A 20,512-nucleotide genomic window follows, 5' to 3' on the forward strand; every position below is an offset into this window, starting at 1 on the left:
TCCAACCGTTGTCGTCCGCTCAGGACGCCTGACTTTTGCTGCGGGCGACTGCGCGTCGGGCGCGGTGCTGATTGAGCCGCAGGATCATCCGCGTGGTCAGGCTGCCGGCATGGGGGTCACCGTAGTGGAACAGCGCCGTGGCACGCCGGTGCGCCGGATCGCACGGCTGGTTGGCATGCAGCGAACGGTAGCCCCAGAAGAAATACACGTTGCCAGGTTTCATGCGCAGCAACAGCGGCTTGAGCCAGCCGCGCTCAATGCACCAACCCATCAGGCGCCGGCACAGCGGGTTCTGATACATCACTTTTTCGGCAGCGTTGAACAGCACGCTGCGCCGCACCTTGCGCAGGTTGGGAAACAGCACCAGGTCGCCGCGATCCTTGCCCTGATCGGGGATGAAGATCGGCACCAGCATGGTCAGCAGGGTGGCATCGAAGTGAAACGCGTTGGATTCCTTCAAGCCGCTGTGGCCTTGCACGCAACGCAATACCGGGAACACCTGGTCGCTGGGTGCGGCATGGCCCTGGCCCTGCTCGTGCAGGCGCGCCAGGTGCTGGCGAAACTCGCTCGACATCGCCGTGGCGGCCAAGCGGCTGCCCACCAGCGGCGCATTGCCGTGATAGGCGAAGTACTGTTGGTTATGGCGCGCAGCCTGGTCATCCACATAAGCACGAAGTTCTTCCAGCACGTAGGGCGCCAAAGCGTTCTCCAGTACGGCATAGCCCTGTTCATTCATGTCGGCCGCCAGGCGGTTCGACGTGTTTTCATCCAGGTTGAACAAATGTGACATGAGGAAGAACCCTCCTTGGACACGCGGTTGATTGAACGCCATAACTAACGTTCTCTGTGTTTGGGCAAAGCTACCGCCCGGTTCGTACTCGACGATCCTTGAAATGTGCAACTTCCAACTTCGCGTACTGCAATGAACATGACGGACTGCATAGGCCAGAGCACACGGCGCGGACCGCTCATTGAGGTCAGCGCTTACAGGGCATTGGGGTAGTCGTCGGGTCTGCGCGGCACTCTTCGGCGTCGCTGCAACTGCTGTGTTGGCGGCAGATGGGGTGATATATCGGCTTTGGCGGGAGGAGTGTCAATTGCTTTCGTCAAAAATAGCGCGCCGATTAGGATCGCCTTGACAGAATTACATATGACATTGATTTATAAAGTAATTTATTTTTGGCGCTGGCATATTGCTGCTTTCTTTGACGTTTTTGAAGTTTTCCAGCTGGGGAGCCCGTCAGTGGACCGCAAACCCGCGCAGTTACTGGGCCCGATCATTTCGCAAGCGCGGTAGAACAGTAAAATTCACACAAAAGACGACTATTTACCGTCGTCAAAAAAAAACCACCATGGGCCACAAAGCACGCTCATGATGGTTTATTGACATCACTCATTCACCCGTCCCGCCACACCCCCCATCCCCTTAGGAGCGGTCAGCGGCCGCGAAAAGACACTCCGGTGTGTCAGACACGCCCCAGTCAAGCTTTCAAGGTCCAAGACCCCGCCTACACGTTGGCAACATCAATAAAGCTCGGTCCGCCTGTCGTTCAGATAGGTGAACGCACTGCGCGCCGACGCCAGAAAGGCCTTGTCCAACGTGCCGACGATCAACGCCTCATCCCGACCCGCCTTGGCAATCTGTTGCCCATCGGCGCCGGCAATGCTGCTCAGCCCGCAGTACTCGAACTCCATCTCGTTGCCGCAATAGTTGGCATACGCCACGTAGCACTGATTCTCGAACGCCCGACTGCGCACGGTCACCTCGGCAATGAACCCGTAGGGGACCATATTGGCGGTGGGCACCAGAATCAGCTCCGCCCCAGCAGCAGCCAGCCGACGCGCGTTTTCCGGAAACTCCAGGTCGTAGCAGATCAGCAGGCCCAGCTTCCAGCCATTGAGTTCGAGCACGGCAGGGGCCTGTTCGCCTGCGCTGAACATAGCGCGGTCTGCGTCGCCGAACAGGTGGGTCTTGCGGTAGTTGCCCAGGCGCTCGCCGGTGCGGTCGATCAACTGCACCGAGTTGTACACGTTGCCCCGTTCATCCAGTTCCGGGTAGCCGTACACAATGGCCAGGCCGAATTGCCGAGCGATCAGCGCGACCTGTTCGGCGTTGGCACCGTCGCTGGCCTGGGCCAGGTTGCGGGCCACGCCCGCGCCAATGTTGTAGCCGCTCAGAAACATCTCCGGCAGTACCAAGAGTTCGACATCCCACTGTGCAGCTTCACGGGCGCGCGCCTGCAAGCGGGCAAGGTTGCCCTCGACGTCGAGCGGTTGGGACGGGCATTGGTACAAGGCTATGCGCATGCGGGCTCCTGTTGCGATCAAGGAAGCGGTCAATCCGACAGGGCAATGGGCCCCAGTTCATCGAAAACATCCCCAGGCCCGGGGTTTTCCGGGTGAGTGTAGCCGTCGAAGTGGGTCATGATGCCCCACACCGCGTTCAGCGACGTCTGCACCGCGCCTTCGACCCAGGCAGGCGTCCACGACACGTCGTCACCGGCGATGAAGATACCGCGTTGTGCATCAGGCAACGCGCTTTGCATAAAGTGCGCATACATGCGCTGGTTGTAGCGGTAGTGGCCGGGCAGGGCGCCCTTGAAGGCGCCGAGGAAATACGGATCGGCTTCCCATGACACGGTGATAGGATCACCGATGATGCGCGCGGCAATGTCGACTTTCGGGTAGATCTTCTTCAAGGCATCCAGGGCCAGCTTGACGCGCTTCTCCACGGGATGGGGAAGCATCTTCAAGGCATCGCTCATCCAGGCGTACGACAGGCAGATCACCCCCGGCTTGTCGTCGCCGTGGTCGAACAGGTAGGTGCCACGGGTCAGGCGGTCGGTGAGGGTCATGCTCATCAGATCGCGGCCGGTCTCGGGGTCCTTGTCCTTCCAGAACGGCCGGTCGACCATGACGAAGGTCTTCGAGGACTGCATGTAGCGGGTACGGTCCAGCGCCATCCACATCTTCTGCGAAAACAGCGTTTCCTCGCATTCGATCTGAGTGGTCAGCAACCAGCTCTGGCAGGTGGTCAGGACGGCCGCGTAATGGCGCGTGTCGTCCCAGTGATCGGTGACCGCAAAGCGGCCGTCGGCGGCCCGGGCGATCTTCTTCACCCCGCCACGTGGCGCGCCGCGGTGCAGCGACGCCAGGCTGGTGCCGGCAGGCCAATGAGCGCAGCGCTCAGGCACATGCTTCCACAAACCCAAAGGCACCTGCTCGACGCCACCGACCACCAGATGCTGGTGATCGTCGCAGTTGGTCATCACCACGCGGAAGATTTCCAGCATCGAATTGGGAAAGTCCGAATCCCAGCCGCCGGTACCGAAACCCACCTGGCCAAACACTTCCCGGTGATGAAACGACAGCTGGGCAAAGGCCTTGGACGTGGCCACGAAATCATAGAAGGTGCGGTCGTCCCACAGCGGCACCAGGGTGTTCCACAGCTCCTTGAGACGAGGCACATCGCGGTCACGGATCGCCTGCTGGATATCGCCGAAACGGGCGCCTTCTTCCAGCGCGTCGGCCCAGGCGTCCGCGACCTCCTGAAACAGCGCCGGCAGATCGGCCAAGGTCTGGCCGTAGTAGGTCTCGCCTTCCAGGTCGATCACCGTGCTGCCCGAGGCCGGGGTCAGCGGGTTGGGGAAGGGCTTGGTCTGCAGGCCGAGCTTGTCGACGTAGTGATAGAACGCGGTAGACGACACCGGAAAACGCATCCCGCCCAATTCGGCGACGATATCCTCGGTGCCTTCGAACTTCTGCGAGCGCAGCCGTCCGCCCATTTTCGACGCCTCATAGACCACGGGCCGCAGCCCCAGCTTCATCAGCTCGTAGGCCGCCACCAGCCCGGCGATCCCGGCGCCGACGATGGCCACTTCGGCGCCATGGTGGTGTTCGGGAATCACCCCCAGCCCGGCCGGATGCTCGATCCAGTCATCGAAGGCGAAGGGAAAATCCGGACCGAATACGGTGACGGGCTTCTTGCCGTCGGCGGGGTGACGCGAAGTTGGGCTCATGGCGGGACCTTGGCTGAACGAGGAAAACGCCAGGTTCATTCTAGGCAAGGGTGATGAGGTTAATAAGACACAAAGTGTCGTCGATCTGACGTTTTATCGGTCGAAAAGACGTGTCGGCGCTGCATTGTGCAAAACGGGGGTTCAACCCCGGCGGTCGACCTTGTTGCTGAGGATGATCGACGTCGTGGTTTTCTCCACCCCGTCGACGCTGCCGATCTGGTCCAGCAGTTGGTCCAGCTGCTCCGGCGAGTCGGTGCGCAGCCAGGCCACGTAATCGAACTCGCCACTCACCGCGCACAGTTGCTGCACCTGCGCCATCCCACTCAGGCGCCGCACTACGTCCTTGCCCGAGCGTGGCTGCACGGTGATGCCGACGTAGGCCTGCAGGCCGCCGTCCAACGCGTGCCGGCCGAGCCGCACACCGTACCCGCTGATGACCCCGGAGCTTTCCAGCCGAGCGAGCCGCGCCGTGACCGTCGTGCGCGCGATGCCCAATCCGCGCGCGAGCATCGCCACGCTCTCGCGGGCATTGAGCTGCAGCGCGGCAATCAATTGGCGATCTATGGCATCCAAGGCAAGCGGGTGGCGGTCGGACAAGGCGGGGGCTCCATAGGCAAGTCAGTGCGGCGCATTAGGCCATTTATCGACGCCCGGCTCAAAGCAATGTTGCCAAGGGCGATCCTTCAGGTCTTTCAACCGCTGTTGCTTGGCGTTGCGTTAGTTGAATGGAAAGTTTGACGCAACGGATGAAAAGTCCGCTGCAACCGGCTGTTTCTGGCGTCAGGCGAACGGCAGGCTGAGTGCAGTGGATTGATTAAATTGAAGTGGCAAAACAATTAATCCCTCTATAGTTCGCCTGCCGAACAAAACCCCTTTCATACCCTGACCAAACAGTCCGCTGCTCGCGGCCATGGAGAGCAAGGAACATGAGTTCAACCCGTGGCATGCACCTGCCCACCGTAGTGGCCGGTCTGATGCTGGCCTGCGCCGTGATTGCCAGCTTCCTGGCCAGCAGTGGTCCGATTCAGTGGATGGACAACGGCCTGATGCTTGCCGAGGCCGCCCACGGCTCGTTCTTCAGCACCTCCCTGGGGCCGGTCAGCCACCCGTTCCACGCACTGGTGAGCCGTGTCGTCCAGGCGCTGCTGGGCATGCACCTGCTCAGCCTGCTCAACGCCATCCTCTTGCTGCCGCTGGCGCTGGTCGTGCATGGCCTGGCGGTCAGCATCGGCGCTGCGCGCCACCTGGCGCTGCTGTCGGTCACGGCAACGGTATTGGCCCACGCCGTGTTCTGGGCGTCCACCAAGGCCGAGCCCTATGTGCTGCATGCCGTGCTGATCATCGGGGCCTACTGGCTGTGCTTCGCCACACCCGCGCGACTTGGCGCCACAGCGCGCCTGCTGGCCATCGGTGTGCTCAGTGGACTGGCCCTGGCGATACACCCGCTGACGCTGGTGGTGCTGTTGCCGATGTACGTGCATCTGGCCATGCAGGAAAGATTGCGCCTGCTGCTGGTCCTGCCTGCAATTGCGCTGGGGTTTGCACCCGCTTTGCCCGCTGTCATCGGCGACCTGGACAGCGGCATGAGCCTGTTCGACATCGCTCGCCGTTAACCTGGCCGGTCCCGACCAGTTGGCGATCATTCCCGGCGGCCGCAACGACACGCTGTGGCGTTTCGACGACATGTGGCATGAGAAGAACGCCGTGGTGCTGCTGGGTTTGTCACTGATCGGCCCGCAACTCGTTGGCCTGCTCGTGTGGCCGAAAACCCGCGCCCTGCAAGTGCTGTGGGCCGCGCTGCTGCTCAACTTCCTGTTCGCCGTGTCCTACGGCGTATTCGACCGCTTCACCCTGTTTCTGCCCGGGATCGCCCTGGCCAGCATCCTGGGCGTCGCTCACTTGGCCAGGTACCTGCCTGGCAATCGTTTCGGCGTCGCCGCGCTCTACCTTTCGGTCATGGCCGGGCCGGCGGCCCTGCTGTCGATGTGGGGGCTGTACGCCAACGGTTGGGTCAAACTGCCGACTCACACCGAAGCGCTGCCGTTTCGCAACGACATCCGCTACTACCTGGTGCCCTATCTGCAGGACCGCTCCGCAGAACAGTTCGCCCGCACCTACGAAACCCTGGTGCCCCCCGGTGCCCTGGTCGTCGCCGACCCAACCCCACTGGGCGCCCTGCGCTCGGCCCAGGCCAATGGCGCGCTACGCGGCCGCATCCTGCAAGGCTGCGAACAGAGCACCAACATCCCGCCCTACCTGAACGGCGCCGGCGCGTTCCTGCCGCGCACCAGCTTTTGCGGGAACATTGGCGAGCAGTACCGGCTGCAGGAAAATTTGCTGGGGTTTCGCCTGCAGGCCAACTGAGTGTTTCCAGAGGAGCCTAAAGGCTGCACTTTGTGTCAGGCGAAGCTTTATTTTCGCAAGGGTTAGGTATACGTTACATTGACCTCACTTTGTCACGTATACAGAACATGGATTACGAGCTCATCGCTACCCGTCTGGGCGCGCAAATCCGGCAACGCCGCCTCAATCGTGGCATGACTCAAGCCCGGCTTGCCGCATTAGCTTTTGTCACACGGCAGAAGGTCATTGCGATCGAGAAGGGCGACCACTCGGTCGGCATGACCGCCTATGCACGCGTGCTCGCTGCGCTGAATTGCGAACTCACGGTCATCCCTGCCGTGCTGCCCACGCTGGATGAAATTCATGGGATATTCGACTGATGCCGACCCTACTGCAGGTTTCAACCCCGGAGGGAGAGAGCGGAAGAGTGCTACGCAGCGAAGATGACTACATCTTCCGCTATCGCGATGACGCCGCTGCACACACCGCGATCAGTCTGCTCATGCCCCCGCGTATGGATGACTACCGCCATCGCGAACTTCATCCCATCTTCCAGATGAATCTGCCTGAGGGTTACGTGCTGGAGCAGCTGCGTAATCGCCTGGCCAAGGTGACAAACGTCGATCCAATGCTACTCCTGGCACTTTCAGGCAGCAGTTCGCCCATCGGGCGAGTCGCAGTCAAATCGCCGGAAGTCGATGCGCTGTTGCAACGCCAACAGTTCCCCGGAGAAAGGCTGGATGAGATCCTCGCCTGGGATGGTGCCGAGGACATCTTCGCCAGCCTGGTTGATCGGTACATCCTGCGTGCCGGCATCTCAGGGGTGCAACCCAAGGTACTGGTACCTGAGCATCAAAACCACGCGCCGCAGCGATTCACCTCGAAAACGTCCGAGCTGATTATCAAGAGCGGCCGAGATGAATTCCCTGGCCTGGCGATCAACGAGTTTCTGTGCATGTCCGTGGCCAAGGCTTCTGGAATCGTCGTGCCGGAATTCTACCTGTCGGATAACACCAAACTATTCGTCATGCGCCGCTTCGATCGGGACGAGCAGTTCAACCCCATTGGCTTCGAGGACATGACAGCCCTCATGGGCCTGGCTGCCGAACAGAAGTACAGCAAGAGCTACTCGTCCATTGCCAGAGCCATCCGGATGTTCTGCGCCCCTGACCGGATAGAGCATTCACTGTCTCAGCTATTCGCCATCGTGACTCTCAGCTGCATCGTCGGCAACGGCGATGCCCATCTGAAAAACTTCGGACTGCTCTACGCCAATCCCGCCCTAGGCGATGCACGACTTGCACCCGCCTACGACATCGTCAATACCACGGCTTATATCCCTGACGATGTATTGGCACTGGATCTGATCGGCAACAAATCCATGTTTGCCTCGCGCCAGGGGCTGCTGGATTTCGCCCAGCTCTGTGGTGTGGAGCAGCCGCAAGAAGTTATCCGCACGCAACTGCAGGCGTTGGAGCAGGTGCTGGCGAACTCGGGTGAGGTGACAGAGCGAGCGCAGCACGTGGTGACCGCAATACAGAAAAGTGCCGATCCGTTCAGGCAAACATTTGGGTAGTCCGCCTTTCGATGCGCAGTCTAGTGAAGGGCAGCACCCTAGAGACTTTGCATAAATCTACACTTGGGAAACGCCGAACATCCCCAAAACTGCTGCCCGGCATTGGCTCCCGTTTTCCGCGTGCGAATGACCAGCGCACTGCCGCACTTCGGGCAACAACGTTCAGCGCTTGGATCACTGCGCCGTTTGAGGTGTTGCACGTGTTCGCGATGAGTCGCAAGGCTCGGCGCCAGACGCCCGGCCTTCAATGCTTGCAACATGTCACCGACTTCCGCCTCGCTGAACACCACCTGCCGAAATGACTTGATATAGCGAATGAAGCCAATGCCCCGCGTCACGTTGGCCGGCATCTGGGTCTTGAACGTACTGCCCCCGACGAACGTGATGACCGAATGCAGATGCGCAGGGCTGACACCCAAAGCGGCTTCCAGTGCCTTCAGGTGTTTGTAGTTCTGCCGAAGGGGATTCTGGAATTTGAAACTGCGCCTGGGAAATCTCTGCGTCCACTGCGCTTGTTGCTCAGTGCCGAAAATCCACCCGCTCATGTTCTTCGTTTCCAGCACGAAAATGCCATGGACCGAGAGAAACACATGATCGATCTGCGTCGTGCCGTCAGGCGTATTCAAGGTGACGTTATGCAGACGACGGTAGATCTGCGCGTCCAGTTGCCAGTGCGCAAACAAGCGCACCAGCCACTCGCCGATATGACCCTTGGCCCATGGCGATTTGAACAGCGTGATCAGCAACAGGAGCGGTAGCGCCCAGCTCAGCGTTCCCCAGAGCTGGGCGATGACAGGTGTGAAGTCCATTTCTCAACCTTGATGACAGTACTGATCCAGCCGGGCTGGATTATTTCGGCGTTTGCGCGCCACTGGCCGTGGACGATGCTTCGGAGCCGGTTGCCGTCTTGAAGTACGCCACATGATAGGCCAAGCCGACGAAGACCGCGCCGCCCACGGCGTTACCCAGGAATACCGGCACGAAATTATCGGCGAACTGCGCCCAGCTCAACGCCCCGGCAAAGATCGCTGCCGGTATGACGAACATGTTGGCAACAACGTGCTGGAAGCCGATCGCGACAAAAGCCATCACCGGAAACCACATGCCCACCACCTTGCCGACCACATCCTTGCTCGCGTAGCTGAGCCACACTGCCAGGCACACCAACCAGTTGCAGCCAATACCGGAAATGAACGCCTGCTCGAAACTGGCCGACACCTTGGCATTGGCGATAGCCACGGTCTTTCCCATGAAGGCGCCTTCGGTCAGGCCGACCAAATGCCCGAAACAGTAGGCGACGAACAGCGCACCAACCAAGTTGGCCAGCGTCACTAGCGCCCAATTGCGCAGCAGTTGGCTCAAACCGATACGCCCGGCGAACAGCGCCATGGGCAGGCTCATCATGTTGCCGGTCAACAACTCGCCGCCGGCCAGCACCACGAGAATCAGCCCCACCGGAAACACCACAGCGCCCAGTAGGTTACCCAGCGACGCCCAATCACTGGGGATCATGGTGCTCACATGGATGTCGAGAAGGAATCCGAAGGCGATGAAAGCGCCCGCCAGAAATCCGAGGATCATCAACGAAGAGAGGCTCAGATGGGCTTTCTTGAAGCCGCTTTCGACGGCAATTTCGGCAATTTGCTGCGGGGTATTCAAAGACATGGCGGGCTCGTGCGTGATCGTGGGCTGAGCAGGGGCAACGACAAGCTCAGACGGTGCGCGCATCTGTCGCACCGGGTGGTTACGTTACGGAGGGGGACGGGAAATGGCCAATCAGCTGTTTTGATGGGGTGATTGAGGGGGTTGATGATGCGTGCGGGGGAGTGCGGTTTTGGATCATGGGACAGGGTTGTTGCAGGTCCCCCAAAAACAAAAAAGCCGCGCAAAGCGCGGCTCTAAAATTTTGGTGGGCCCAGCAGGACTCGAACCTGCGACCAAGGGATTATGAGTCCCCTGCTCTAACCAACTGAGCTATAGGCCCCAGAAGGCCGCCGATTATAGCGATGGATTGCAGGGAGTGCTATCCGAAAAATCTGTAAGGCGCATGCGAAGAAAGGTCGCGGCGAATCGGTCGGGGGGCAGGGGGAGGCTGACGAGGTAGCCCTGGATCTGCTCGCAGCCTTCGCGGGCGAGGAATGCTTGCTGCGCGGCGGTTTCCACGCCTTCGGCGATGACGGTCAGTTGCATGCTGCGGCCCAGGGCGATGATGGCGCGTACGATGGCGGCGTCGTGGGGGTCGTCGGGCAGGCCGCGGACGAAGGACTGGTCGATCTTGAGGATGTCCAGCGGCAGGCGCTTGAGGTAGCTCAGCGATGAATAGCCGGTGCCGAAGTCGTCGATGGCCAGTTGCACCCCCAGGCGCTTGAGCTGATGCAGCACCACCAGTGCTTCCTCGGTCTGGCTCATGATGAAGTTTTCGGTGATCTCCAGTTGCAGCGATTGCGGGCGCAGATCACTGTCGGCCAGCAGGCCTTCGATGCGCTTGAGCAGGTTGGGCTGGCGCAGTTGCGCGCCGGCCAGGTTGACCGACAGCGGGCCGAACTCGTGGTAGAGCTGTTTCCACTCGCGCAGCTGCCGACAGGCCTGCTCCAGCACCCAATCGCCAAGCTGCAGGATCATGCCGTTCTCTTCGGCCAGCGGAATGAATTGCTCGGGCGGCACGTCGCCGAAGTTGGGGTGCTTCCAGCGGATCAGCGCTTCGGCACCGACCAGCAGATCCGAGTCGATGCTGAACTTGGGCTGGTAGCTCAGGCTCAGCTCATCGCGCTCGATCGCCCGGCGCAGCTCGTGCTCCAGCGCGATGCGCATGGTCGCCTGAGTGGTGAGGTCGCGGGTGTAGCTCTCCACGCGGTTGCGGCCCTTGGCCTTGGAGCGGTACATGGCGGCATCGGCGTTCTTCACCAGGGTGGCGACGTCGGTGCCGTCCTGGGGATACAGGCTGGTGCCGATGCTGGCACTGGTGAAGAACTCATGGTCACCGGCCTGGAAGGGCGCAGCGAAGCAGGCCAGGACCTTGGCGGCAATGTGCTCCGCATCACTGGCGTGGGCCAGGCCCGGCAGCAGAATGATGAACTCGTCGCCGCCCAGGCGCGCCACGGTGTCGATGTCGCGCACCTGTTCCTTGAGGCGCTGGGCGATGCCTTTGAGCAGCAGGTCGCCTACGGGGTGGCCGAGGCTGTCGTTGATGTGCTTGAAGCGGTCCAGATCCAGGAACAGCACCGCGCCCTGGCCACCGGCTTCGTTCTGGTTGGCCAGGGCGGCGGCCAGCCGGCTTTCGAACAGGGTTCGGTTGGGCAGGCCGGTGAGCGGGTCGTGGTGCGCCTGATAGTCCAGCCGCGCCTGAGCGTGCTTGAGGCTGGAGATGTCGGCGAACACGGCGACGAAATGGGTAATGGCCTCTTCGCTGTTGCGTACCGAGCTGATGGTCAGCCAACTGGGGTACAGCTCGCCGTTCTTGCGTCGGTTGCAGATCTCGCCCTGCCAATGCCCCTCGGCGGCCAGGCGATGCCACATGGCAATGTAGAACGCACTGTCGTGCTGGCCCGAGGCGAGCAGGCGAGGGGTTTCGCCCAGCACTTCCTGTTCGGAGAAGCCGGTGATCTCGGTGAAGGCACGGTTGACCATGCTGATGCGTTGCTGGGTGTCGGTGATCAGCACGCCCTCGGCAGTGCTCTCGAACACGGTCGCCGCCAGGGTCAGCTTGTGTTGCATCTGCTGGCGCTCGGTGATGTCCCGGGCAATGGTCAGCATGCAGGCGTCCCCACCGATGGGCAGCGGTCGCACCGACACCTCACACAGGCGCACCTGGCCATCGATACGCCGGATGCGGCAGACGAAGTCACGAACGAAGCCTTGGCGCTGCAGCTTGTCCAGCAGCCGCTTGCGCTCGTTGGGATCGGCCCAGATGCCCAGTTCGAGGGTCGAGCGATCCAGCGACGTCTTGCTCTTGTGCCCGGTCATGATGCTGAAGCCTTCGTTGACTTCGATCAGCAAGCCGTCGCTCTGACGAGTCAGCAGCATGCCATCGGGCGAGGCGTGGAACGCCTTGGCGAATTTCTCCTCGGAAATCTGCAGGCGCTGCTGGGTCTGCTTGAGCTCGCTGATGTCGCGCACCACCACGACCATCGCCGCCGTGGTTTCCAGCTGGAGCGGTTCGGCCGAGAGCAGGCCGGTGAAGCGCTGGCCGTTGTCGCGGCGAAAGGTCATCTCCAGGTTGCGGATGCTGCCGCCCTGCAGGCGCTTGAGCAGTCGCGGCGCGACGCCGTCCACGCCCCAGATGTCGAGCTCCGCTGCACGCCGTCCGACCACCTGTCCTGCCTTGAGGCCGATCTGCTCTTCGAAGGCTTCGTTGACCTCCAGCAGGCAGCCGTCGCTGAGCCGCGCGATGACCAGAATGTCGGGGCACTGACGAAACACCGAGGCGAACTTCTGCTCGGACAGGCGCTGGGCTTCTTCGATCTTCTTGGTTTCACTGATGTCGATCATCAGGCCGCGCATCACCGGTCGCTGGTCATGCTTGATCAGGCTGACGATGTCGCGCACCCACAGGCTGCGACCGTCTGCAGTGATCACGCGGTATTCGAGGGAGTGCCCCACCCCAGCAGCGGTCTGCTCGGCGCAGTAATCGCGGGCCCAGCTCGCGTCCTCCGGGTGCAGGATGCGCAGCCAGAAGCCGGGCTCCAGCCAGCTCTGCAACGGGTAGCCCAGCAGCGCCTCGGCATGGGGTGAGACGTAGCTGTAGGTATAGTCGGTCGTGTCGGCTTCCCAGGCGATGGCCGAAAGGCTCTCGACCAGGCCGCGGTAATGGTATTCGCTGCTGCGCAGCTCACGTTCCAGAGCGATGCGCTGGCTGATTTCCGAGGTCAGGCGGCGGTTGATGCGGATCACCACGCCCAGGGCAATGACCAGCATGACCAGGCCGGGCAGGCCGTAGATCAGGGCGGTGTACCAGTCACGGGTGGGCGCAGCATCGGCCGACGAGGCCTGCTGCGTCGTTGGCACACCGTCGTTTGGCGCTGCGGCAAGCAGGGGGCGCGCCTCGGCCACACTCGCGAGCAGGGGCGGATGTTCAACCAGCCCAGACGGGTAACCAGCGGGAGAAAAAGTGTCGGCGATGGCTGCCCCGGCGAGCGAAGTCAGCAGCACAAGTGCCGGCAGTCGATGCATGGCAGCCTCGTTGGACCATCGCAGGAAGGGCCAGTGTAGTCGGGCGCGGCAGCCAGCGGGAAGAGGGGGGCGAACAAACTTTGGGGTCATGGGTCCATCACGCAAAACCCCCGGCAAGGCCGGGGGTTCTGGTGGTGCTCGTCGCTGAGGCTTATTCGTCGAGGAAGGAGCGCAGGTGCTCGCTTCTCGTCGGATGACGCAGCTTGCGCAGCGCCTTGGCTTCGATCTGACGAATACGCTCACGGGTGACATCGAACTGCTTGCCGACTTCCTCGAGGGTGTGGTCGGTATTCATGTCGATGCCGAAGCGCATGCGCAGCACCTTGGCTTCCCGTGCCGTCAGGCCGCCCAGCACTTCGCGCGTGGCTTCCTTGAGGCTTTCCACGGTGGCCACGTCGATCGGCGACTGCATGGTCGAGTCTTCGATGAAGTCACCCAGATGGGAGTCTTCGTCGTCACCGATCGGCGTCTCCATGGAGATAGGCTCCTTGGCGATCTTCAAGACCTTGCGGATCTTGTCCTCGGGCATCTCCATGCGCTCGCCCAGCTCTTCCGGCGTAGGCTCGCGACCCATCTCCTGCAGCATCTGCCGCGAAATGCGGTTCAGCTTGTTGATGGTCTCGATCATGTGCACCGGAATACGGATGGTGCGCGCCTGGTCGGCGATCGAGCGGGTGATAGCCTGACGAATCCACCAAGTGGCGTACGTCGAGAACTTGTACCCGCGACGGTATTCGAACTTGTCCACCGCCTTCATCAAGCCGATGTTGCCTTCCTGGATCAGATCGAGGAATTGCAGGCCACGGTTGGTGTACTTCTTGGCGATCGAGATCACCAGACGCAGGTTGGCTTCGACCATCTCCTTCTTCGCCCGGCGAGCCTTGGCTTCACCGATCGACATGCGACGGTTGATGTCCTTGATCTCGGCGATGGTCAGACCGGTTTCCGCTTCCAGCGCGCTCAGCTTCTGCTGGCAGCGCTGAATGTCGGCCTGCAGGCGACCGATGGCTTCGGCGTACTTCGCCTTGCCGTTGGCCAGTGCATCGCTCCAGGTCTGGTCGACTTCGTTGCCAGGGAACTGGCGCAGGAAGTCGGCGCGCGGCATGCGAGCATCACGAACGCACAGCTGCATGATTGCGCGTTCCTGCTGACGCAGGCGATCCAGGGCACCACGAACACGCTCCACCAGGCCTTCGAACTGCTTGGGCACCAGCTTGATCGGCATGAACAGCTCGGCCAGCGCGAGCATCTCGGCGATGCCTTGCTTGCTGTGACGGCCATGCTTCTTCAGCGCTTTCAGGGTAACGGCGAGTTGATCGGACACGGCGCCGAAACGCTGCTGGGCCACGACCGGATCGGGACCGCTCTCGGTCTCTTCCTCGTCGTCGCTGTCGCTTTCTTCTTCGTCGTCATCCTTGGCGTCGGCCTTGTCGGCTGGTTTCTCGACCGGCGGCGGCACCTCGGCCGGCGGCGCGATGCCGTCGTCCGGATCGATGTAGCCGCTGAGCACGTCGGACAGGCGACCACCCTCGGTGGTCACGCGGTCGTATTCGCTGAGGATATGCTCGACCGTGCCGGGGAAGTGCGCGATCGCGCCCATCACCTCACGGATGCCCTCTTCGATACGTTTGGCGATTTCGATTTCGCCTTCACGCGTGAGCAGCTCGACCGTACCCATTTCGCGCATGTACATGCGCACCGGGTCGGTCGTGCGGCCGATGTCGGTCTCGACCGCTGCCAACGCCGCAGCGGCCTCTTCGGCCGCCGCTTCGTCGGTATCGGCTTCGGCCAACAAAAGGGCATCCGCATCCGGAGCACTCTCGAATACGTTGATCCCCATGTCGTTGATCATGCGGATGATGTCTTCCACCTGCTCCGGATCTGAAATATCCTCGGGCAGGTGATCGTTGACCTCCGCGTAAGTCAGGTAGCCCTGCTCACGACCACGGGTGATCAACTCTTTGATGCGAGATTGCTGTTGCGCTTTTCCGGACATAACACCCTATCCACTGAAGGTCTTGGCGGGCAAAAAACAAGCCGAGGATTATACCCGAGCTAGGACCTCACGCGCCAGTTGAGGTCGGGGTTTGTGCGTGAACATTGCGGCTGAGAAGCTCGCGCAGTTGATTCTTTTCCTCTGCGCTCAGTTCACTCTGTCTTGATTTCCTGAGCAAATGCTCGAGACAACGCTCGCGTTGGCGAGCGGACAAGCTAGTTATAGTGTCGAAAAACTGTTGTTCAAGGTTATCGGCATCGATCAGCCATTCTTTCTCGGCCAATGCGCGCAGCAACTTGCCTTGTTCGGTACCGTGCCACCGCGCGATCAACTGCAGAGAGCGTAGCTTGGGATTCTTCTGCAGGGCTTCGAGCAGTGCCACCAGTAGCTGTGCGTGCAGCTGTTCCTCGTCGGCAAAATGACTGACATCCTCCACCTTCTCCGCCAGTTGCGGATAGTGCAGCAGGGTGCGCAGTGCGCTGAGCGTGGGCGGCTCCACCGTCACTGGCGTGCGCGGCTGCGGACGCGGTTCGAAATCACGCTTGCCCTTGCCTTTCCACGGCTTACCTTCCCATTTCTTGCCGGACGTCTTGGCCGATGTCCATTGTTGCTGTGGTTCGAAGGCCGGCGGCGCATGAAAGTCACTGAAGTCCGGCGAATAACCCGGCATCGAATCGTAATCGGCCATCGGATCGTGGCTGGGCGTCGGCGCTGCGGGCGCGCTTTGCACCAGCTGGCTGACGGCCTCGCCACTCAAGCCGGTGATCTGGCTCAGGCGATTGCGCATCAGGGTGCGCAGGTTGGCGCCCGGTACCTTGTCGATCAGCGGCGCTGCCAGCGTCGCCATGTGCGCCTTGCCTTCCAGCGAGCGCGGATCGGCTTCTTCGGTCAGTTGCTGGAAAAAATAGTCGGCCAGCGGCTGTGCGTGTTGGTTGATGCGAGCCCGGAAGGCATCGGTGCCTTCGGCGCGCACCAGGGTGTCCGGGTCTTCGCCCTCGGGCAAGAACAGAAAGCGTGCCTTTCGCCCATCCTGCAGGCTCGGCAGCGCAGCTTCCAGCGCGCGCCAGGCGGCATTGCGGCCGGCCTGGTCGCCGTCGAAGCAGAACAGCACACTGGGCACCACGCGGAACAGACGCTTGAGGTGCTCCTCGCTGGTGGCCGTGCCCAGGGTCGCGACGGCGTTGCGCAAGCCTTGCTGAGCCAGGGCAATGACATCCATGTAGCCTTCGACGACGATGATCTCGTCGAGGTTGCGGTTGTGCTTGCGCGCCTCGTACAGGCCGTACAGTTCCTGGCCCTTGTGGAACACCGGGGTTTCCGGGGAGTTCAGGTACTTGGGTTTGTCGTCACCCAATACCCGGCCACCGAAGGCGATGACCCGCCCGCGGCTGTCGCGGATGGGGAACATAACGCGATCGCGGAAACGGTCGTAGCGCTTGCCCGAGTCGGCGTTTTCCACCAGCAGGCCGGCATCGATCATGGCTTTCTGCTGAAGGCTGTCGCTGCTCAGGTGCTTGAACAGGTTATCCCAGCCCGGCGGTGCGAAGCCCAGGCCGAAATCGCGCGCGATCTCGCCAGACAGGCCGCGGCCCTTGAGGTAGTCAACGGCCGCCCGGCGTTGCGGGTGCCCCTTGAGCGCCAGGCGATAGAACTCTGCAGCGGCTTCGAGCAGTGGGTACAGCGGTGAGTCGGTGGGCTGGCGCGGCTTGCTGTTGCGCCCGCTGTCTTCGCGCGGCACTTCCATGCCGGCGGCCTTGGCCAGTTCCTCGACGGCCTGGGGAAAGTCCAGGTTGTCGTGGTCCATGATGAAACCAAGGGCGTTGCCACCGGCGCCGCAGCCGAAACAGTAATAGAACTGCTTGTCGGGGCTGACGCTGAAAGAGGGAGTCTTTTCCTTGTGAAAGGGGCAGCAGGCGGTGTAGTTCTTGCCGGCTTTCTTCATTTGCAGACGTGACTGCACCACATCGACGATGTCGGTGCGGTTGAGCAGGTCGTCGATGAAGCCTTGGGGAATCAGCCCGGCCATGGCGTTCTCTTTATCAGCAGCCCAGGAGCGGAAGTGTACCCATTGGAAATCGGTCTGGCAGGTTTTGCAGCGCAGATTTCTATGTCGGAAACGTCTCTGCGTTCAACGGCGCCTTGGGCAGCAGTCGAAGGAGGGCGTTACCAACGGAATAAGTGTGCTCGTCTGCAGCCTTGCAAGGCTCGTCAGGATGACGTGCACGATCTGGCAATGAAGCCAGTTCTGACGTTTGAGGCGGGGTACTGCGGCAACTGCCGGCAGCCCGGCTGTGGGCCGGGCAAGGCAGAAGCTTGCGACGAACGTCTGTGTATTAGTACAGACGAACGGCGCGGCGCTGTTCGCGCTGGACTTTCTTGGCGTGACGTTTGACAGCGGCTGCTGCCTTGCGCTTACGCTCCGAAGTCGGCTTCTCGTAAAATTCGCGGCTACGAACTTCAGCCAGTACACCGGCTTTTTCGCAGGAGCGCTTGAAACGACGCAGAGCTACGTCGAAGGGTTCGTTCTCTTTAACTTTGACGGCTGGCATCCAGAGCTACCTTCATTCATTACCGGGGTCGACATCTCATGGCAAAAGCGCGCATAAGTACGTCGGTTTTTAAGGGTTGCGGATGTTAACCCTTACCCAGCAGGAATGCAAAGCCTCTGATCGAAAACCGCTGGTCGGTGCCCTGTTCGACGACTATCATGCGCGCCTTCGAATACAGCTCCACAAGGCCTGGCCATGCTAGTACTGGGATTGGAAACGTCCTGCGACGAAACCGGTGTCGCATTATACGACAGTGAACGCGGCCTGCTGGCCGATGCGCTGTTCAGCCAGATCGACCTGCATCGCGCCTATGGCGGGGTGGTGCCCGAGCTTGCCTCGCGCGACCACGTCAAGCGCATGCTGCCGCTGATCCGTCAGGTGTTGGCAGAGGCCGACTGCGCGGCCACCGAGATCGACGCCATCGCCTATACCGCCGGCCCCGGACTGGTCGGCGCGCTGCTGGTCGGCGCCTCCTGCGCCCAGGCGCTGGCATTCGCCTGGGACATACCGGCGTTGGGCGTGCACCACATGGAAGGCCATCTGCTGGCACCCATGCTGGAAGAGCAACCGCCGCAGTTTCCGTTCGTTGCCCTGCTGGTATCCGGTGGCCATACGCAATTGGTCCAGGTCGACGGCATTGGCCAGTACGCCTTGCTGGGCGAGACCCTGGACGATGCGGCCGGGGAAGCCTTCGACAAGACTGCCAAGCTGATCGGCCTGAACTACCCGGGTGGCCCGGAGATTGCCCGCCTGGCCAGACAAGGCGTAGCGGGGCGCTTTACCTTTCCCCGGCCGATGTGCGACCGCCCTGGCCTGGATTTCAGTTTCAGCGGTCTGAAGACCTTCGCGCTCAACACCTGGCAGCAGTGCCGCAGCGCTGGCGACGACGGCGAGCAGACTCGCTGCGATATCTCCCTGGCGTTCGAGCAGGCGGTGGTCGATACGCTGACCTACAAATGCCGCCGGGCCTTGAAGCAGACCGGCCTCAAGCGTCTGGTGATCGCCGGTGGGGTGAGTGCCAACCAGTCATTGCGCCAAGGCCTGGAAAAGATGCTGGGCGAGCTGGGTGGCAACGTCTATTACGCCCGCCCGCAGTTCTGCACCGATAACGGTGCCATGATCGCCTATGCTGGATGTCAGCGTCTGTTGGCCGGGCAGCAGGAAACCTTGGCCATCAGTGTCCAGGCACGTTGGCCGATGGAGCAACTGCCGGCGCTCTGAACGCGCCGGCCAGCCTGCTCAGAAGTGCCGCTCGCGACCAGCGAACAGATCGCGCAGGTTGCCGCGGTGACGCCAGATGATCAGGATCGTCAGCACGCTCAGGGGCAGCAGTGTCTCTGGCCGTTGCCAGGCCAGCAGCGGCAAGGTCAGTGGCGTGGCGATCAGGGCTGCCAGCGAACTGGTGCGCGTGAGCCGAAAGGTCAGCGCCCAGGCAACCATGGCCAGCAGCGCGGCAGGCGGGTACAGGCCCAGCAGCAGGCCGGCGGAGGTGGCCACGCCCTTGCCGCCCTTGAAGCGGAAATACAGCGGAAACAGGTGGCCGATCACCGCGCAGAGCCCGATCCAGGCTTGTTGTGCGAGCGTCATCCCGGCTTGCGCGGCAATCAGTACCGGCAGCAAACCCTTGCACAAGTCGCCCAGCAGAGTGAGGATGGCGAGCTTTTTACCGGCCAGGCGTAGCATGTTGGTCGCGCCGGCGTTGCCCGAACCGCTCATTCGCGGGTCGGGAGTGCCCGTCGCGCGGCTGAGCACGATAGCGAAGGACAGCGAGCCGAGCAGGTAGGCGCCAAGCGCCAGCAACCAGAACATGCTTTATTTCCGGGTAGGGAAACCCTTGATTCTAACGGCGCCAGGCGCCCTTGTCGTGCTGCGGAGTGAAGTGCTTGGACAGAGTGTTTATCGAAGGCCTGGAAGTCGACACAGTGATCGGCGCCTATGATTGGGAGCGTGACATTCGTCAGTGCCTGCGTCTGGACCTGGTATTGGCCTGGGACAACCGTCCGGCTGCCGCGGGCGACGACCTGACGCTCGCGCTGGACTACGCGACCGTCTCGCAGCGCATCCAGGCCTTTGCCGCCCAGGCGCGCTTCGAGCTGGTCGAGACCTTCGCCGAGCGCCTTGCCCAATTGCTGATGAGCGAATTCGGCATTCCCTGGCTGCGGCTCAAAGTCACCAAGCCGGGTGCCGTCGCGGCGGCGCAGGGTGTGGGTGTGGAGATCGAGCGCGGATGTCGCTGAATCGAATCTATCTGGGCCTGGGCAGCAACGTCGATCGCCAGCGTCATCTGTGCGCCGGCCTTGACGCGTTGGCCGCCTTCCTCGTGGACCTGCGCTGCTCGGCCGTATTCGAAAGCCAGCCGGTGGGCATCAAGAGCGGTCCGTTCTTCAACCTGGTGGTCACCGCGCTGACCGATCTGACGTTGGCGGAGCTGGACCGCCGGCTGAAATTCATCGAGGCCGACAATGGCCGCTACGCCCCGGACCGCAAGGGGCTGCCGCTGGATATCGATGTATTGTTGTACGCCGACCTGGTCGGCAACTTCGATGGGCTGATATTGCCGCGTGCCGAAATTCTGAAAAATGCGTTCGTCTTGTGGCCATTGGCGCTGATTGCGCCAGAGTTGGTGCATCCGGGTACAGGCGTGAGTCTTGGCCAGTTGTGGCGCGAGGCGAGTATCGATCAGGTATTGGCACCTGTCCCCTTCGAATGGCGCGGACAGCAGTTGACGCCTGCCACGCTTTAGATCGCTTGCGCCTTCTTCGCGGGCAGAAACCCGCTCCCACAGGGAAGTGGGATCACCTGTGGGTCCCATGGGGAAGTGGGATCACCTGTGGGAGCGGGTCTCTGCCCGCGAAGAGGC

Annotated in this window: 17 protein-coding genes, 1 tRNA gene and 1 pseudogene; 7 read left to right on the forward strand and 12 right to left on the reverse strand. The window is 61.7% G+C overall.

The features are described from left to right. Window positions 1–19 precede the first annotated feature (19 nt). The 4 genes from ABMD26_RS13605 to ABMD26_RS13620 form a co-directional block, all read right to left on the reverse strand. Window positions 20–790, reverse strand: coding sequence for a hypothetical protein (locus ABMD26_RS13605; RefSeq protein ID WP_354310061.1), 771 nt, complete (start codon window positions 788–790; stop codon window positions 20–22). 734 nt (window positions 791–1,524) lie between these two features. Next, window positions 1,525–2,307, reverse strand: coding sequence for a carbon-nitrogen hydrolase family protein (locus ABMD26_RS13610; RefSeq protein WP_354310063.1), 783 nt, complete (start codon window positions 2,305–2,307; stop codon window positions 1,525–1,527). 29 nt (window positions 2,308–2,336) lie between these two features. Then, entirely contained in the window at window positions 2,337–4,019 is a 1,683-nt protein-coding gene (locus ABMD26_RS13615; protein WP_056845300.1) for a flavin monoamine oxidase family protein, read from the reverse strand. Between the two features lie 141 nt (window positions 4,020–4,160). Beyond that, entirely contained in the window at window positions 4,161–4,616 is a 456-nt protein-coding gene (locus ABMD26_RS13620) for an Lrp/AsnC family transcriptional regulator (protein WP_354310066.1), read from the reverse strand. A 329-nt stretch (window positions 4,617–4,945) separates the two neighbouring features. Between ABMD26_RS13620 and ABMD26_RS13625 the strand changes: the two genes are divergently transcribed. The 4 genes from ABMD26_RS13625 to ABMD26_RS13640 all read left to right on the forward strand — a co-directional run bounded on the left by ABMD26_RS13625 (window position 4,946) and on the right by ABMD26_RS13640 (window position 7,938). Further along, complete coding sequence (locus tag ABMD26_RS13625) at window positions 4,946–5,632, forward strand: hypothetical protein (protein WP_354310068.1); 687 nt, start codon at window positions 4,946–4,948, stop codon at window positions 5,630–5,632. Between the two features lie 19 nt (window positions 5,633–5,651). Beyond that, window positions 5,652–6,383: a hypothetical protein gene (locus tag ABMD26_RS13630; protein ID WP_354310070.1), complete on the forward strand. Its 732-nt coding sequence runs from the start codon at window positions 5,652–5,654 to the stop codon at window positions 6,381–6,383. 107 nt (window positions 6,384–6,490) lie between these two features. Continuing rightward, window positions 6,491–6,742 (forward strand): helix-turn-helix transcriptional regulator, encoded by a 252-nt coding sequence (locus ABMD26_RS13635; RefSeq protein WP_049862428.1) that lies wholly within the window; start codon window positions 6,491–6,493, stop codon window positions 6,740–6,742. Next, the gene (locus ABMD26_RS13640; protein WP_354310072.1) at window positions 6,742–7,938 is read left to right on the forward strand and encodes a type II toxin-antitoxin system HipA family toxin; all 1,197 of its coding nucleotides are present in this window, start codon (window positions 6,742–6,744) and stop codon (window positions 7,936–7,938) included. Before ABMD26_RS13635 ends, ABMD26_RS13640 begins: the two co-directional genes overlap by 1 nt. A gap of 38 nt (window positions 7,939–7,976) precedes the next feature. Here ABMD26_RS13640 and ABMD26_RS13645 read toward each other — a convergent pair whose 3' ends face one another. From ABMD26_RS13645 to rpsU, 7 genes and pseudogenes are all read right to left on the reverse strand, one after another. Then, the gene (locus ABMD26_RS13645) at window positions 7,977–8,747 is read right to left on the reverse strand and encodes a nuclease-related domain-containing protein (protein WP_354310074.1); all 771 of its coding nucleotides are present in this window, start codon (window positions 8,745–8,747) and stop codon (window positions 7,977–7,979) included. Between the two features lie 40 nt (window positions 8,748–8,787). Continuing rightward, window positions 8,788–9,603 carry a formate/nitrite transporter family protein gene (locus ABMD26_RS13650; RefSeq protein ID WP_354310076.1) on the reverse strand — a complete coding sequence of 272 codons (816 nt, stop codon included), beginning with the start codon at window positions 9,601–9,603 and terminating at the stop codon, window positions 8,788–8,790. Window positions 9,604–9,845: 242 nt separating this feature from the next. After that, window positions 9,846–9,922, reverse strand: a tRNA-Ile gene (locus ABMD26_RS13655). Between the two features lie 14 nt (window positions 9,923–9,936). Then, window positions 9,937–12,891, reverse strand: a pseudogene (locus ABMD26_RS13660) (sensor domain-containing protein); the annotation flags it as partial. A 367-nt stretch (window positions 12,892–13,258) separates the two neighbouring features. Further along, window positions 13,259–15,103 (reverse strand): RNA polymerase sigma factor RpoD, encoded by a 1,845-nt coding sequence (rpoD, locus tag ABMD26_RS13665; RefSeq protein ID WP_049862422.1) that lies wholly within the window; start codon window positions 15,101–15,103, stop codon window positions 13,259–13,261. Between the two features lie 67 nt (window positions 15,104–15,170). Further along, a complete protein-coding gene (gene dnaG, locus ABMD26_RS13670; RefSeq protein WP_090360755.1) occupies window positions 15,171–17,129 on the reverse strand; it encodes a DNA primase in 1,959 nt (652 codons plus the stop codon). Window positions 17,130–17,436: 307 nt separating this feature from the next. Then, the gene (rpsU, locus tag ABMD26_RS13675) at window positions 17,437–17,652 is read right to left on the reverse strand and encodes a 30S ribosomal protein S21 (protein WP_002551877.1); all 216 of its coding nucleotides are present in this window, start codon (window positions 17,650–17,652) and stop codon (window positions 17,437–17,439) included. 195 nt (window positions 17,653–17,847) lie between these two features. Between rpsU and tsaD the strand changes: the two genes are divergently transcribed. Beyond that, complete coding sequence (tsaD, locus tag ABMD26_RS13680) at window positions 17,848–18,873, forward strand: tRNA (adenosine(37)-N6)-threonylcarbamoyltransferase complex transferase subunit TsaD (RefSeq protein WP_049862420.1); 1,026 nt, start codon at window positions 17,848–17,850, stop codon at window positions 18,871–18,873. Between the two features lie 18 nt (window positions 18,874–18,891). On the opposite strand, the gene plsY is transcribed toward tsaD, so the two are convergent. After that, window positions 18,892–19,461 carry a glycerol-3-phosphate 1-O-acyltransferase PlsY gene (gene plsY, locus ABMD26_RS13685; protein WP_134723523.1) on the reverse strand — a complete coding sequence of 190 codons (570 nt, stop codon included), beginning with the start codon at window positions 19,459–19,461 and terminating at the stop codon, window positions 18,892–18,894. A 74-nt stretch (window positions 19,462–19,535) separates the two neighbouring features. On the opposite strand from plsY, the gene folB reads away from it, so the two are divergent. Beyond that, window positions 19,536–19,889 carry a dihydroneopterin aldolase gene (gene folB / locus ABMD26_RS13690; protein ID WP_354310127.1) on the forward strand — a complete coding sequence of 118 codons (354 nt, stop codon included), beginning with the start codon at window positions 19,536–19,538 and terminating at the stop codon, window positions 19,887–19,889. Further along, a complete protein-coding gene (gene folK / locus ABMD26_RS13695) occupies window positions 19,880–20,395 on the forward strand; it encodes a 2-amino-4-hydroxy-6-hydroxymethyldihydropteridine diphosphokinase (protein ID WP_192001454.1) in 516 nt (171 codons plus the stop codon). The genes folB and folK overlap by 10 nt, the downstream gene beginning before the upstream one ends. Window positions 20,396–20,512: the final 117 nt, after the last annotated feature.

Source organism: Pseudomonas sp. PvP001, from assembly GCF_040546375.1.
GTDB classification, from domain to species: domain Bacteria; phylum Pseudomonadota; class Gammaproteobacteria; order Pseudomonadales; family Pseudomonadaceae; genus Aquipseudomonas; species Aquipseudomonas coleopterorum.

Excerpts from the sequence above, each read along its gene's own strand:
- ABMD26_RS13645 (WP_354310074.1), bottom strand. The coding sequence starts at position 8,747 with ATGGACTTCACACCTGTCATCGCCCAGCTCTGGGGAACGCTGAGCTGG.
- dnaG (WP_090360755.1), bottom strand. The coding sequence starts at position 17,129 with ATGGCCGGGCTGATTCCCCAAGGCTTCATCGACGACCTGCTCAACCGC.
- folK (WP_192001454.1), top strand. The coding sequence starts at position 19,880 with ATGTCGCTGAATCGAATCTATCTGGGCCTGGGCAGCAACGTCGATCGC.
- rpsU (WP_002551877.1), bottom strand. The coding sequence starts at position 17,652 with ATGCCAGCCGTCAAAGTTAAAGAGAACGAACCCTTCGACGTAGCTCTG.
- plsY (WP_134723523.1), bottom strand. The coding sequence starts at position 19,461 with ATGTTCTGGTTGCTGGCGCTTGGCGCCTACCTGCTCGGCTCGCTGTCC.
- ABMD26_RS13650 (WP_354310076.1), bottom strand. The coding sequence starts at position 9,603 with ATGTCTTTGAATACCCCGCAGCAAATTGCCGAAATTGCCGTCGAAAGC.
- tsaD (WP_049862420.1), top strand. The coding sequence starts at position 17,848 with ATGCTAGTACTGGGATTGGAAACGTCCTGCGACGAAACCGGTGTCGCA.
- ABMD26_RS13610 (WP_354310063.1), bottom strand. The coding sequence starts at position 2,307 with ATGCGCATAGCCTTGTACCAATGCCCGTCCCAACCGCTCGACGTCGAG.
- ABMD26_RS13635 (WP_049862428.1), top strand. The coding sequence starts at position 6,491 with ATGGATTACGAGCTCATCGCTACCCGTCTGGGCGCGCAAATCCGGCAA.
- ABMD26_RS13605 (WP_354310061.1), bottom strand. The coding sequence starts at position 790 with ATGTCACATTTGTTCAACCTGGATGAAAACACGTCGAACCGCCTGGCG.
- ABMD26_RS13625 (WP_354310068.1), top strand. The coding sequence starts at position 4,946 with ATGAGTTCAACCCGTGGCATGCACCTGCCCACCGTAGTGGCCGGTCTG.
- ABMD26_RS13615 (WP_056845300.1), bottom strand. The coding sequence starts at position 4,019 with ATGAGCCCAACTTCGCGTCACCCCGCCGACGGCAAGAAGCCCGTCACC.
- ABMD26_RS13640 (WP_354310072.1), top strand. The coding sequence starts at position 6,742 with ATGCCGACCCTACTGCAGGTTTCAACCCCGGAGGGAGAGAGCGGAAGA.
- rpoD (WP_049862422.1), bottom strand. The coding sequence starts at position 15,103 with ATGTCCGGAAAAGCGCAACAGCAATCTCGCATCAAAGAGTTGATCACC.